The organism is Nostoc sp. (assembly GCF_036916985.1).
Lineage (GTDB): Bacteria > Cyanobacteriota > Cyanobacteriia > Cyanobacteriales > Nostocaceae > Nostoc.
The window spans coordinates 14903-29165 of record NZ_JBALFD010000088.1 but is presented as its reverse complement, the minus strand read 5'-3'; the positions used below and the strand labels follow the sequence as shown (position 1 = coordinate 29165).

Here is a 14263-nt window from a genome sequence, read left to right as displayed (position 1 = left end):
AAAAGATTATACCAATATAATCTAAAATCCAAAATCCAAAATGGTATTACTTTTTCAATGCCAGAGTTAAACCATCTGCGATCGCAACTAAACTGAGACTAACTCGCTCATCTTGATGCAGCTTTTGATTAAAGGCACGAATTCTTTTAGTTCTATTATCCTGCACTTGGGGGTCAGCAACCCTACCTGACCAGAGGACATTATCAATGGCAATCAATCCCCCCGGACGCACTAATTGCAGCGATCGCTCATAATAATCATCATAGTTCCTCTTATCTGCATCGATGAAAGCAAAATCAAAAGTTTCCGTTTCTCCAGTTGCCAGTAGCCGATCCAAAGTCTCCAAAGCTGGGGCAATATGCAGTTGAATTTTATCCGTCACTCCAGCTTCCTGCCAATAACGTCGAGCGATCGTTGTAAACTCCTCACTAATATCACAGGCTACCACTTTACCGTCCCCCGGTAACGCCAATGCCACCACCAAGGAACTATAACCTGTAAATACTCCAATATCCAAAGTTTTCTTCGCTCCCAACAACTGCACCAGTAACGCCAAAAACTGCCCCTGTTCGGGAGCAATCTGCATTCTCCCTATTGGATAATCGGCTGTTTCCTGTCTTAATTGAGTTAAAATTTCCGGTTCTCGCAGAGAGACTGACAGCAAATAATCATACAGGTTTTGTTCGAGTCCTAATGTTTTAGTTGTCATAAAATTGGGCATTGAGAATAGGAGACGAGTCTTTTTTACTCGTAAATGATTTTTTAAAAGCCAAAATTATATTTAAATGCAACTCAGTATGATAAACAAGGGACTGAAAAATAAAAAATATCCAATTAACTCTTGTGGGGTGGCATTAGTGTCAACTTAAGGTAAAAACCCATTTGTCAACGATGGGTTTTGTGAGGAACGAAGTATAAAGGTGAACTTTTTCTAACTTTTATACGCAAGCTGGGAGTGATGCTAATAAACAAAGCATTAATAGTCCCTGAAAAAGTTCGTTTTTTGTCCCTTTCAAACCGAATTTATCAGCATAAATGCTTATTGACATAGGAAGTTTGAGCTTAACTTGACACCTATGGCAACATGAGCGCCCAGTCCATAAGGCGCTCATGTTGCCCACCCCACAATATTGGATAATTTATTTCTTGGAGTTCCCCAAAGCGATGTCTACGACGGGCTGCGCCTACGCTCAGGATATTTTACATGCCAAACCTTAAAGAAGATGATAACGCCCTACGTGAGGTGTTGATCCAAGCAAAAACCATCGCTGTTGTCGGTCACTCTGATAAACGCCATCGCACCAGTTATCAAATCGCCCAATTCTTGAGGCAAACAGGCTATATAGTCTATGCTGTCAACCCTCTAATTAAAGAAATTGACGGTCAAGCCAGTTATGCTGCACTCCAGGAATTACCTGAACCCGTGGATATTATTAACGTGTTTCGCCATTCTGAGTATTTGCCAGAAATTGTAGATGAAGCAATTTCTATCAATGCGAAAACTGTTTGGACACAACTGGGTATCTGGCATCAACTATCAGCACAAAAAGCTATAGATGCAGGACTCAATGTAGTTATGGATGCTTGTATCAAAATTGAATATCTGCGGCTGAGAGTGGGTTCATCAAGGAATGACTAGTACCGCAAGGCGGAATTCAAAATTCAAAATTCAAAATTCAAAATTAATACAGTGTAAGCATTTCATTGATTTTGAATGGGTGGTTTATTTACGCCGTGTTGTACTAGTTTTTATGCATACAGATAACTCTAACAATTATGTAGATTATAAATTATTGTACAAAAAGCGTAGTTTACCGCCGTAGGCATCGCACAAACATTTTATGTGTAGAGATATTGCATACCAAGTCTTTGTTTGAGTTACTTGCTTAAACCCTTCTAGAATAAAAACTATTGTGGGTATTTTATTACTAAAGTTGTTTTTATTGTGGGAGGTTATGATGAGTCGTCCAATCATTCTTGGTATTGTCGGCGACAGCGCGGCTGGTAAAACAACACTAACGCGAGGAATCGCTCAAGTACTCGGCCCAGAAAATGTCACGCTCATTTGTACAGATGATTATCACCGTTACGATCGCCAACAACGTGCAGAAATTGGTATCACTGCCCTCCACCCTGACTGCAACTACTTGGATATTATGCAGCAACACCTATCGTTGCTACGTACAGGACAGCCAATTCTGAAGCCAGTTTACAGCCATAAAACTGGTACATTCGAGCCACCGCAGTATATCAAGCCCAGTAAATTTGTGATCATTGAGGGATTACTCGGTTATTCTACTCGTGCCGCCCGTGACTCTTACGATGTAAAAGTTTACCTTGCACCACCTGAAGAACTACGCGCTAAATGGAAAGTTAAGCGAGACACGCAAAAGCGCGGCTACACTGCTGAACAAGTGCTAGCGGAACTAGAAAAACGCGAACCAGACTCAGCACAATTTATTCGTCCGCAGCGACAATGGTCTGATATAGTCATTAGTTTTTATCCACCCGCCGAGAATGATGATGAAATCAATGGACATCTAAATGTCCGTCTAGTACTACGTCCGACAATTCCCCACCCAGATTTTACCCAGATTATCAACTCTGGCTATGGTAATTCTGACTCAGCAATCCGCTTGGGGCTAGACAGAGATATGAGTAAACCTGTGGATGTCTTAGAAGTTGATGGTCATGCCACCTTAGAACAGGTGAATAAGCTAGAGCATATTATTTGTTCTGATATGCCCCACTTACGAAGTATTTGCGATCGCGAAAGTAATCCCGAACTGGGTAAAATTGCTGGTACAACTGGAGAAACACTGCAAAGTTATCCTCTCGCGCTCACCCAGTTAATAATTACCTACCACATGCTGAAAGCAACTCAAATTTATCAGTAATCAGCGAAGATGAAGGGGTTTAATGGGTTTGTGTAGAGGCAAACCCGCTTGTTGTCAGACTTAGTTAACTTATTTTTAGTATTCCCTTTGAAAGTTGCAAATGAAATTACCCACACAAACTTATCAAGCTTAAAGATTTTCTCAAATAAAGATGATTTTGAGAGCAAACGAGGGATAACTAAGGATAGTTCTATGTGTGGTGCTATTCTCTTAGTTTAATATGACCTATTGCCTCAGAATTGCCGACCTACCTACAAATGAGCGTCCGCGTGAGCGATTAATGACGCATGGTGCAAAAATTTTAGCCACAGCGGAGTTAATCGCAATTCTTCTAGGCACCGGTCAAGGGCCAGGAAAACTATCTGCTGTCGGTTTGGGGCAATATATTTTGAGCGAATTAGGCAAACACCAACGCGATCCGTTGGCAGTTCTGCGAGAAGTTAGCCCCGCAGAGTTGATGCAAATTTCTGGTGTTGGTCCAGCAAAGGCAACAAGTATTTTAGCAGCAATTGAATTAGGTAAACGCGCCTTTCAATCTCGTCCAAATGATGGCACATTAATTGATAGCCCACTTGCTGCTGCTGCTACCCTTAGCCAAGATTTGATGTGGCAGACACAAGAACGTTTTGCAGTGGTGCTGTTAGATGTCAAGAATCGTTTGCTGGGTACGCAAGTAATTACCATTGGCACTGCAACTGAAACCCTCGCCTCTCCCCGTGATATTTTTCGAGAAGTTATTCGCCAAGGTGCAACACGGGCAATAGTTGCCCACAACCATCCTTCTGGAAACCTTGAACCCAGTCAGGAAGATATAGAATTGACGCGCCAGTTATTAGCAGGGGCGCAGCTTTTGGGCATTCCGGTACTAGATCATCTAATTTTGGGTAATGGCAATCATCAGAGTTTACGGGAAATAACAACCTTGTGGGATGAGCATCCGCAGGGAGATTAAAATAATTCGTAATGACGCTCTCTACGTTCGCGCAGCGTGTCGCAGACAGACGCTAAAAGCGTAGCTTGCTTCCCTGTAAGGGTACGCGGACTCGCTACCGCTACGCTAACGTAATTCGTAATTCGTAATTAAAGACTTTTGAGAATTGCACAAACGGCAGATTCCCGACTAATTATTAATTATTCTTAACTGCTTGCGGTTACTAAAAAACGCGATCGGATGATGAAGTGTCTATTAACTAATCCAGAAAGCGATATCTAAGGGGGGCTACAGCTACACCCTTATCCAGTTGTGATAACGTAGAGCGATCGCCCCTGCAACCAAAAATTATCAAGTGTATCAGTTGCTCACCATCAAATGAGCCACCCGTTCTGCTAAAGCAGCAATAGTCATGGAAGGGTTGCGTCCAACAGCTTGAGGCAAAATTGCCCCATCAGCGACATAAAGATTTTTGTAGCCAAAAACTTCTCCTTTATGATCGACCACACCATCTTCAGCAGTTGTCCCCATTTTGCATCCTCCAAGGGGATGCACTGTTAACAAACTGCGGAGAACTGACCAGTAAAAGGGAATATAAAGCTTACCGCCATTGGCTTGGGAAAGTTGCTTTTGCAGATTCAGGATGGCATCAATTGCAGACTTTGAGCGCTGGATATTCCAATCCAGTTTTAAATCTGTTTCCCAAGGTTTGAGCCAGTTACGACCGAGAGAAAGTTGTCCATCGGCAGCATCAACACCCGCACCTAGCCAAACCATAACATTGCTTAAGGGATTCTTTTCATCCAAACCACGCTGCAAATGGTTGCGTAAAGCTAAAGCAAATAAGCTAAATTTACCAGAATTCAGTTTGCTGCTAATGGCATTCAGCAACATATTGGGAAAGCCATCATCTTCAATAATAAAACTCTCACCCTCAAAGCTACCGTCAGTAAAGTCCATACCTGCGGTAATTGTTGGGCCAATGGACTGCCTAACCTCAACATCTTTGCCATAGAAATCAGGGGTAAGAACGTTGGCGTTAGCACTCCAATTTTTACCGAGTTGCTGACTAACTTTAGGTAAAGTGCGGTACTTATCGCGGCTATTTAATAGCAACTCACTAGAACCAAGGGAACCTGCGGCGATGACAACTATTTTGCCCCTCTCTTCCCCACGAATTAGTTGCCCGTTTTCGATGCGGTCAAAAATAACGCGATAGCCGCCCTCATCTGGTTGAATATAGCGTACCAAGTGGAGCGATCGCACCTCTGCTCCTTTGTTTTCTCCAGCCGGGATATAGTTCAAATCGAGAGTATTCTTGGCGTGGACATCACACCCCAAATCACAATTACCCAAATGAATACAAGTGCCTTGTTTTTGTCCTTGGGCATTGACAAATTGCCGGGAGTGCTTTTCATTCAAGGGGTCTTCCAGTTGGTAATTCCAGTCTGGATCGAAAGAGATTGCTAAGGGCATACTTTGGAAGCGCTCGCCATATCCCACCTTTTGCGCCGCTTGTTCCATCAATTTTGCCCGTTGGGTATGCTGCCCTGGAGGTATGGGATGCACACCCATCATTTTCCGCACGCGATCGTAATAAGGCTGCAATTCACTGTAAGTAATTTCCGGTGGCCAACCTTGCTCAAATCGCGTTGGATTTGCTTCTAAAACCACGCTGGAATAGCACAGAGAACCGCCACCAACCCCCGCCCCCTGAGCAACAGCCATCCCCTTAAAAAAGCGTATATCGAGCCAGCCATTATGTTTTTGCGGCTGGGTGTGTTCATAAATCCAGGCATCTTTGGCTTGACGTGGGTATTGGTCTTTCGTCCAACGCCGACCGCGTTCTAATACCAAAACCCGCGCTCCTGATTCAGCCAAACGGCAGGTAACTACTGACCCACCAAAACCGCTACCGATTACGATGACATCAAATTGCTGGCTCATAAGATTTACTTAATCACAACGGGGTCTGCTGGACGGGCAAGGTTATCTCTTTCTGGTACTGGAATGTCGCGGGGAATCCAAAAGTGTATCCGTTTATCGCAACCTTCACAGATGGAATAGTCATTGAATTCAATCACACCCAACTTCGTCCACTCTTTTTCATTGAAGTTTTTGACGTTGATGGTATAAACCAATTTGTGGTCAGGATACTTTTCTAACCGCAATTCATCGCGGAAGTCTTCTGCATCTATCTTGGCTGTGCCTTCTGCGACCCGAAGCATAAATTGGTCTGGGGTGACAATTTTGCTTCCTGGTGCTAACCCAAGGGTTGAAATCGGGAATAGCTGACGAAAACCTGGTCTTTTGTCCATCAGCCGGAAAATGATCCGGTTAACTAAGTTAGCACCAAGATCCAAACCGACAGAAGGAAAATTAGTTAACTCGGTATCAGTAATATGCTTTGTCTTAATACCTGTTAGATAATCGACAGTCACAAAATTACCTGGTTTTACCTTCTCATCAGGGTTGAGGGTAGGATAAACCTTACCTGCAATGCCAAAGGCCCGGCGATCGCCCCGCTTGATGTTAGCACCAGCAACCGAAAGGCGGGCAAACACTAAACCTGCTGAACCCTTAGCAAAGTAGCCTGTATAAGGAGAACTCTCAGTAATTCGCCAAATGCCTGAGCAACAAACACCATTAGCGTGAATTAACTTGTCGTAATAAGGGCGGATATCCCGTTTATCGAACATATTCCGCGCCGAATCATTGAGAAACTGTAAAAATTTTGTTATTCCCAGACCCTCATGATATGGCAGTGGTTCACCGTAGGGGCCACTAAAACCAACTTCTTTGACTTCGTTGTGGGTAGACCCGTCATACTCGAAAACATCTTTATCCGGGGTGGAAGCTTGAGGTTTGTTGAGCATAGTTAGTATCAACAATGGGATTTGGAATAAGCACAAAACTGAGTCAATAATCCCGAAGGCAGGATAAATATTGGGGTAAAGAAAGAAAAAGAACAGAACTCCAGGCGGACGGGAAAGGGTCGCTAATACAGCGTTGGGAGTGTAGCGGTAGGGGTCATTTGCTCCAGGAATGTAGAACAGCGACAGCAGAACCACTAACAAACCAGCAAAAGAAGTCCATACTGGGTCTTGGCTAGGTCTTTGGTGGAGTAATTCCAGCAACCAATTCGGTGCAAAAATCGCCGGTAAGCCAATCGCCCAATCTTGGATAACGCCTAGCCAGACGATGCGGCGAAACCAAACAGCATATTTGTTCATAGCTTAGTTACAAAGTTTTGAGATATTCAATTAATGCTTGTTTCTCTTTGGCAGGTAAATCAGTGCCATATAGATGTCCTTGGTTACTATTACCAGGAACGCTAATGTCGTATTTAAAACCTACACGTTCTGCTTCTTCTCCTTCGGAAATAAAGCCAACTTTCTTCTGGTCGTAGACATCAAATCCTCGGTAAAAAGATTGGGGACGATTCTCTGGTTTTTCTAACAAATCTTGTAGAGATGGCACAGAACCATTATGGAGATAAGGCGCTCTTAACCAAAGACCATCAAGAGAGACAGATACATAACCATCAGTCTTCCGCAACTCCTTGAAGTCCCAAGGATAACCATCACCAAATTTGTTGTAAGTATCTGCTGCTTGCTGCGTCCACATATCTAGACGGTGGCGGTCAGTTCCCACTTCTGCAACAGGAATTACCTTACCAGTCCTTTTGCCACCAAAGGCGTGACAAGATGCACAAGTACTGCTAAAAATCTCTTTTCCTTGTGTAGCTAATTGCTGATCAACTGCAAACGGATATTTGGGAGGTGGTAATTCCGAAATATAATCTTCTACCCTTTGGAGATCCTTTACTGGTAGAGACTCTTTAGTTGCCCCGTCACCAATAGCCCCAGTTTGCACTGTTTCTCGCAACGAAGTTTCTAAACCATCCCAATGCAAGGCAAAGTTTTGGTGTTCCTTTTGATTCCACAAAGGCATCATATCGGAGTTACCAATGGTGTCATCTTTAGGCAACTTTAAGGTAGTGAACTTCACAGGGTTAAAGGGGTCAATCCTACCCGGCCCCCAATTAGGACGAGAATCAGTCCAAGCAAAGTCTGCTTTTTGTTCCAGCAATCCTTTCTTGGTTTGGGGAATAATCACAAAGCGATAAAGCAGGTTTTCCCACCAGGAAAACTCATGGCTATATTTAATTTCATCAAGGATATAGTCAGGTTCAAATCTAGGGTCACTAGCAGCGTTACCAAGAAACCGAACATAGCCTTGAGAATCAAATTTGTTAGCAGGCCCGGCTGCAATGATTGTTGGCTTATCTTTGAGGTTTTCTCGATAAGTAGCATGATGACAAACAGCACAAGTTATCCCAACTCTCGGAAATCCAATGGTTTTTTTAGAAAAACCGACTGGTAGCTCTTTACCTTCTTCCCATGTAATTCCCAAAGAAGTATAACCGCCTGGGCCTGGTAGCTTATCGGGAAAGATCCGCGGCAATACTAACCAAATCCAATACGGTACACCTTGCGCCTGTTCTGTACCAATAGAACCATATTTAAAATGATCCTCTGGTAACTCATAAACTTCGCTAGGAGCTTCGCGGAAAAGACTGTACCATCCCGCGTAACCCACAACCCCAAAAAGAAGGACAATAACTACAGCAATTGAGGTGATTATTTTCCCTAATTTTGACTTAAATATTGCCATAAACTTAGGTTTCTCCTTGCTAAAGTGTCCTTCAAAGTTTCTTCATGTACTCAACAATTGCATCTTTCTCTTCTGGGGAAAGATCAACGCCATACAAGTGACCGCTATTGCTGTTACCATCAAGTTTTGTATCGAACTTGAAGTATTTTTTACCATTTTCTGCGGCGACATCAGAGACAAAGCCAACTTTGGCTCTATCGATAACGTCGTAGCCCCGATAGAATTCTTGTGGTCTATTCTCTGGTTTTTCTAGTAAATCCCGTAGGGTGGGGACTGAACCATTGTGCAGATAAGGGCCGCGTAACCAAACACCATCAAGGGGCATATTTGCATAGCCATTAGTTTTGCGGAAATGCTTAAAGCGCCACGGATACCCTGCATACAGAGTATTTTGGTTAGAGATGGTTTCATAAGTAAATGAATCTAGGCGATGGGGGTCTGTTCCAATTTCTTGAATTGGAACAACTTTGCCTGTATACGCACCACCAAAAGCGTGACAACTAGCGCAATTACTTTCAAAAAGTGGTTTTCCTGTAGCCGCTAAAGTTTCGTTAACTTCGTAGGGATATTTTGGTGGTGGTAGTTGCCAAAGCCAATCGGCAATTCTCTGGATTCGAGGCAAATCAATCGTGGTAGGCGTGACTCCAGTACCTAAAGCTGCACTCTTATTTCGTTCATCAACAGACTTATTATTACCATCCCAATGTAACTGCAATCCCTCGCGGGGTTTTTGATTCCAAACTGAGGGGAAATCAGAAGTACCAATCAGTTCATCCTGACGCAATTTATCCATTGGGAAATGGAATTGAATTGCTTTATAAGGATTAAAAGTATCTACTCTACCTGGCCCCCAATCTGGTTGTTCTTCCACGAACTTCAGTCGATATGCCTGATTAATTAGTGCATCCCTAGTTTGGGGAATTGCAATGAAGCGATAAAGTAATTTTTCAATGGGATTCAGACCACCACTGATTTTTTCAATTTCTGGTAACATCCGGTTAGCAGTAAAGCGCTCATCCACACCAACTGCTGATAAAAATTTGATATATCCCTGCAAATTAAGCACATTAGCAGGCATCGTTGTGATGACTTGATGTTCGCTATTAGGGTTATCTCGCAGCGTTCCTGTATGGCATACTGCACAATTCAACCCAACTCGATTAATAAAAACTCTCCGTTGCGAAAAACCTACAGGTAAATCTTTGTCAGGTTCTTTGATAAATCCCAGGGAAGTATAACCTTCCCCGGGTAATTTATCTGGGAATAGGTCTGGTAAAACTTTCCAAATCCAGTAAGGAATACCATTGATGGGTTCGCTGCCGATTGAACCATATTTAAAGTGGTTTTCAATGTCAGCATAATCCACTGGAGAGTTAGACAAAACAGGCCAAAGGAAAAATACTGCTACTGCAATAACACCGACAATCACAACCCAAATTCGCTGGAATATTCCCTTAATAGAGGTCGGTAGTAGGCTAGGGTTTGTTTGTTCAGTCATGAAACACTCCCCAGATTGTCGAGATTATTTGTAAGCGAAATTGTCAATATGATACCCATCGCTTTTTTATTTAGATGAATTGGCAAACTGAGTTGGATGAAAAACTGACATGACTTCTTCCATCATCTCTTCATAGCTATTGAAGCGTTCCTCCTCGTAACAACCTAAAGGATTCTCAGTTACATTCAGTAGGCATTTATTACAATAGGTACAGGGTTTATCTGCCAGGTCTTTACCTGCTTGAAAAGATTTAACTAAGTCATTATTAGCAATTAGGGTACGAGCCATTGTGACACCATCACAATACTGATCATTAATTGCCTGACGAATATAAGAAGCCTGTTGCAAACCACCAGTACATAGTACGGGAATATTAACGTGCTTTTTAATTTCTCTGGCATTCAGTAAGTTTCTGCCTTGGTTCTCTGCCAGTAATTGCTTGATTTTAGGGTCTTTTACATCGTCACCACTAAATGCTTGAGGAGCCAATTGCTTTTTGACTCGATTCCATAAAAGATTGAAAACAGGATGCAAAAAGGAATTACGAAATAAAATGTAGTTGCGTGTAGTCTCTACGCCACTCGACAACATGGTGTCATAAGTTCTAGTAATGACATCAAAATTAAAATCACCAATGGGATTAAGTGGATGAGGAAATAAGCTACCAGTTGATACATGGACGCCATCAGCGCCAGCTTCTTCTGCCCATTTACAAACTTGAATGGAATCTTCTATGGTATTACCTGGTTTTTCCCAAAAAGTGACGGCGTTGTTATAATCAACAGCACTAATTTTGAATTGCAAGTGAAAGTCATTGCCTACTTCTTTGCGAATTGCCCTAATGACATCTAGCAAAAACCGCGCTCGATTCTCTAATGAACCACCATATTCATCTTGACGGTCGTTAATTCCAGAACTGAGAAATTGGTTAAAAAGATATCCATTAGCACTGTGCAATTCTATTCCATCTAAACCTGCTTCACGGACACGTCTAGCGCCATCGGCAAAGTATTGGATTGTTTCTTTAATTTCTGCTAATGTCATCGCTTGACACAAAAAGCCGTGGAATGGCTCAGTTTGGCTGGTGGAACTTAATGCTTTTTTTCCTAAGTTTTCTACACCCCCAATATCCTGCTGTCTCCCGGAATGGCTTAATTGTAAGATAAATTTACAGTCATATTCGTGGACTTTTTCTCCTACTTTTCGCCAAAAAGGAACGGTTTCATCAGAGTGAATTGTGGCGTAATTGGGCATAATTCTGCCTCGGATGGCCACTGGGACAAAGGAAGTAATAATCGCCCCGACACCACCACGAGCAAACTTTTCTTCCCAGTTGATTCGGGCTTGAGTACCTGAACCATCATAGTTATCCCATCTCCCGGAAATACTAGAGCGAAATATCCGATTTTTTACTGTGAGATTATGGAATCTCAATGGTTCAAAGATAATATCGTTTTCCATTTGTTCCTCTGTCTTTCGTGTTGTTTCGGCAATAAGATTCGGCTTGGTGAATTTTTTGTAGCATCAACAGTCTCGCCAGAGAACTGTTATTTTCAGTGTCTCTGCGAGGGCAATTTTTTAGGTCTACAAATCTACAGTGCAGGTTTTCGGATGGGAACGCTAATTATTAATTTTTTGTTACTTAGATTTACTTACCAAATTTCAGCATGGGTATTTAGCCTTATTGGTTTTTACAGTTATATAAAGACTTTTGCAATTTGTAAACCTACGGTATTTACAGAGCAATTCTTAAAAAAAGTGAAAATTTTCGTCTTTCTTATTTCTCTGATCGGGTTAAGACAACTTTAAAAGAAGCACTTGAAAATTTGTTACAAACATTACCAAGTACGTAAGTAACGCATATAACCATAGCAAATTGCTTATTCAAACCACTGTAAATTTACAATTTTTTAAATTTTTTGTTTAGAAATGTATAAAAGTTTATTAATGACGTTTTGCAAACTTGTGTAGTAAGTTCATATATAGCGAACCTCAGTAAGGTACATTTTAAATCATCAAAATATCCCAAGACTAAATCTGGAAAATGGGAAATTAGTGATGAAGCATTAGTGTGCCTCTGCAAACGTGAGGTGCAGTGGAGAAGGTTTGGGGGTTACAACCAGAGAGTTTTATGAAAAAGACAAGTCTATTTTTTAAGGGCTGTCTGCTCCTTCTGTTCGTGACTATGTTTATAGTCTGCGGCTTTTATGGAACGCCTACAGCCCTAGCTGATGAGTATAGTGAAACACCTGCGCCCATAAGTAACAAGTACTCTGACACTGGTGTAAGCAAATACCCCGATAACTGCGAGGGTATCGGTTATCTCCCAGAGTACACAAAGGAGAATTTGACAGATGCCGAAAAACGGGGTCGTTGCACCTGGTACTTATGGACTGGTGGTAATGATAAGTACTATCGTGATTTAGCGAAACGGACACACGGCGGTGCTGATCTGCTAAAGCTGATTGACTCAAAAGAGCATGACAAGCGATTTGAGTTATATGGCGCAATTAACGATCCTGGATGTGAAAAATCCACAGAAAAAGATGAATACGGGTTGCAGCTAGATAAATGTAAAGACCCGCTCTCAACTGGCGTTATTGGGTTGCGTAAGTTCCCTAATCCCAACTTCGACCGAGCAAAATGGAACGCTGAGGAGTATTTCAAAACCTCACAAGTCGAGCCTCCCTACTTGATTGGGCAGTCTTGTGCCATCTGTCATGTAGCATTAGATCCCCTCAACCCACCCAAAGACAAGGAACATCCGAAATGGGAAAACCTCGTACCAGCATTGGGTAATCAGTACATCAAGGAAAACAAATTCTTTGGAACCAGCGTTGGGGAAAATAGTTTTGTTAAGCAAGTACTTGATTCTCAACAACCTGGGACTTCTGATACTTCGCGGATTGCTACCGATCACATTAACAATCCGAATGCGATTAACGCCATTTTTAATTTAAGCGATCGCCCCAAATATCCAGAGGTGATGAACGATGGTTCAACCAAGGATGTGAATCATATTCTCAAGGATGGTGCAGACTCTACAGGAGTGGCCAATGCCTCACTACGCGTCTACGTCAACATTGGGATGTGCGGCGATTACTGGACAAGTCTCCATGAACCTTTATTAGGCAGAACTCCCCAAAAACCTTTTGACATCGCCAAGGCGCGGAAAGACTGCGAAGGCTGGAGACAGACAGAAGCACGTATGGCTGATGCCGAAGCATTCCTGAAAACCATCAAGCCGCTACACCTAAAAGATGCACCTGATGGTGAAGACTTCTTAACTAAAGATGAGGAAGTTCTCAAACGTGGCAAACTGGTTTTTGCCAGCACTTGTGCTAGTTGCCATTCCAGCAAAAAGCCACCTGCTGAAATTGCTGCTGACCCCGAACAGGCTCAGAAATGGTATGAAGAGTCTGTACTTAGTAGTAATTTCTTAGACCACAACTTCTTGTCTGATGACCAGCGTTATCCAGTTACCCTAATTGGTACTAATGCGGCGCGATCGCTAGGAACAAATGCCACTAAGGGGCATATTTGGGATCAGTTCTCATCCAAGACTTACAAAGAACTGCCATCACCAGGTACTTTGACGCTGTACAACCCCTTCGATGAGAAAAAACCCATCGAATTTAAGATACCAGACGGCGGTTTGGGATATTACCGTACACCTTCGCTAGTGAGTATTTGGGCAACAGCACCACTTCTTCACAACAACACACTAGGACTTTACAACGAAGATCCTTCAGTGAAAGGACGTGTAGAAGCCTATACGGATGCGATGGAAAAGCTACTCTGGCCTGAAAAGCGTGAGGGAATTATCAGCAGGACATCTAAAGATACTAAATTAGAGCTTCCCCCAGGAGATCCGAATCCGAGATTTAGAATTCCTGTTCCTAAAGGTACGCCTGTGAATTTGCTGGCAAGCATCAATATCAGAGAGGCGATTACATCTCTAAATCTCAGCAGCCTTTTCCAAGACTTGAAACCAGGTGGAGGAATTAAGAGTAAGTTGGCACGTGTGCTTTTAAGAGCCAACAAATCTCCTGACTTCGTGGAAGATGAGGGTCACTATTTTGGTTCCGATCTCCCAGATGAAGATAAGAAGGCCTTAATTGAGTTTGTGAAAACGTTCTAGTACAGTTTCGTAGTGTTTTAAATGCTCCAGATGCACAGAAAATTCGCTACGAATTGATAAAATCTTGTACTAAAACAACTTGTCTGAATACTCTGCACTCGTTCCCAGGTTAAAACTGG

10 protein-coding genes are annotated in these 14263 nt (G+C 42.5%); 4 read left to right on the top strand and 6 right to left on the bottom strand.

Going from position 1 to position 14263, the window contains the following annotated elements:
• Nucleotides 1-46: 46 nt before the first annotated feature.
• On the bottom strand, nucleotides 47-709 hold the full coding sequence (locus V7L07_RS28610; protein WP_335062512.1) for a class I SAM-dependent methyltransferase: 663 nt from the start codon (nucleotides 707-709) through the stop codon (nucleotides 47-49).
• 495 nt (nucleotides 710-1204) lie between these two features.
• On the opposite strand from V7L07_RS28610, the gene V7L07_RS28605 reads away from it, so the two are divergent.
• From V7L07_RS28605 to radC, 3 genes are all read left to right on the top strand, one after another.
• Entirely contained in the window at nucleotides 1205-1639 is a 435-nt protein-coding gene (locus tag V7L07_RS28605; protein ID WP_335062510.1) for a CoA-binding protein, read from the top strand.
• Between the two features lie 319 nt (nucleotides 1640-1958).
• Entirely contained in the window at nucleotides 1959-2897 is a 939-nt protein-coding gene (locus V7L07_RS28600; RefSeq protein ID WP_335062611.1) for a phosphoribulokinase, read from the top strand.
• A 220-nt stretch (nucleotides 2898-3117) separates the two neighbouring features.
• Nucleotides 3118-3849 (top strand): RadC family protein, encoded by a 732-nt coding sequence (radC, locus tag V7L07_RS28595; RefSeq protein ID WP_335062508.1) that lies wholly within the window; start codon nucleotides 3118-3120, stop codon nucleotides 3847-3849.
• Between the two features lie 339 nt (nucleotides 3850-4188).
• Here the strand turns inward: radC and V7L07_RS28590 are convergent, their stop codons facing one another.
• The 5 genes from V7L07_RS28590 to V7L07_RS28570 form a co-directional block, all read right to left on the bottom strand.
• Nucleotides 4189-5775 (bottom strand): GMC family oxidoreductase, encoded by a 1587-nt coding sequence (locus V7L07_RS28590; protein WP_335062506.1) that lies wholly within the window; start codon nucleotides 5773-5775, stop codon nucleotides 4189-4191.
• 5 nt (nucleotides 5776-5780) lie between these two features.
• Complete coding sequence (locus V7L07_RS28585) at nucleotides 5781-7061, bottom strand: hypothetical protein (RefSeq protein WP_335062504.1); 1281 nt, start codon at nucleotides 7059-7061, stop codon at nucleotides 5781-5783.
• A gap of 7 nt (nucleotides 7062-7068) precedes the next feature.
• Nucleotides 7069-8505 carry a cytochrome c gene (locus tag V7L07_RS28580; RefSeq protein ID WP_335062503.1) on the bottom strand — a complete coding sequence of 479 codons (1437 nt, stop codon included), beginning with the start codon at nucleotides 8503-8505 and terminating at the stop codon, nucleotides 7069-7071.
• Between the two features lie 31 nt (nucleotides 8506-8536).
• Nucleotides 8537-10003: a cytochrome c gene (locus V7L07_RS28575; protein ID WP_335062502.1), complete on the bottom strand. Its 1467-nt coding sequence runs from the start codon at nucleotides 10001-10003 to the stop codon at nucleotides 8537-8539.
• A 66-nt stretch (nucleotides 10004-10069) separates the two neighbouring features.
• Nucleotides 10070-11464, bottom strand: a complete 1395-nt coding sequence (locus tag V7L07_RS28570; protein ID WP_335062500.1) for an NADH:flavin oxidoreductase — start codon at nucleotides 11462-11464, stop codon at nucleotides 10070-10072.
• A 670-nt stretch (nucleotides 11465-12134) separates the two neighbouring features.
• On the opposite strand from V7L07_RS28570, the gene V7L07_RS28565 reads away from it, so the two are divergent.
• Complete coding sequence (locus tag V7L07_RS28565) at nucleotides 12135-14144, top strand: hypothetical protein (RefSeq protein ID WP_335062498.1); 2010 nt, start codon at nucleotides 12135-12137, stop codon at nucleotides 14142-14144.
• Nucleotides 14145-14263: the final 119 nt, after the last annotated feature.

Coding starts and splice junctions, on each gene's coding strand:
- V7L07_RS28610 (WP_335062512.1), bottom strand. CDS start 709: ATGACAACTAAAACATTAGGACTCGAACAAAACCTGTATGATTATTTG.
- V7L07_RS28605 (WP_335062510.1), top strand. CDS start 1,205: ATGCCAAACCTTAAAGAAGATGATAACGCCCTACGTGAGGTGTTGATC.
- V7L07_RS28600 (WP_335062611.1), top strand. CDS start 1,959: ATGAGTCGTCCAATCATTCTTGGTATTGTCGGCGACAGCGCGGCTGGT.
- radC (WP_335062508.1), top strand. CDS start 3,118: ATGACCTATTGCCTCAGAATTGCCGACCTACCTACAAATGAGCGTCCG.
- V7L07_RS28590 (WP_335062506.1), bottom strand. CDS start 5,775: ATGAGCCAGCAATTTGATGTCATCGTAATCGGTAGCGGTTTTGGTGGG.
- V7L07_RS28585 (WP_335062504.1), bottom strand. CDS start 7,061: ATGAACAAATATGCTGTTTGGTTTCGCCGCATCGTCTGGCTAGGCGTT.
- V7L07_RS28580 (WP_335062503.1), bottom strand. CDS start 8,505: ATGGCAATATTTAAGTCAAAATTAGGGAAAATAATCACCTCAATTGCT.
- V7L07_RS28575 (WP_335062502.1), bottom strand. CDS start 10,003: ATGACTGAACAAACAAACCCTAGCCTACTACCGACCTCTATTAAGGGA.
- V7L07_RS28570 (WP_335062500.1), bottom strand. CDS start 11,464: ATGGAAAACGATATTATCTTTGAACCATTGAGATTCCATAATCTCACA.
- V7L07_RS28565 (WP_335062498.1), top strand. CDS start 12,135: ATGAAAAAGACAAGTCTATTTTTTAAGGGCTGTCTGCTCCTTCTGTTC.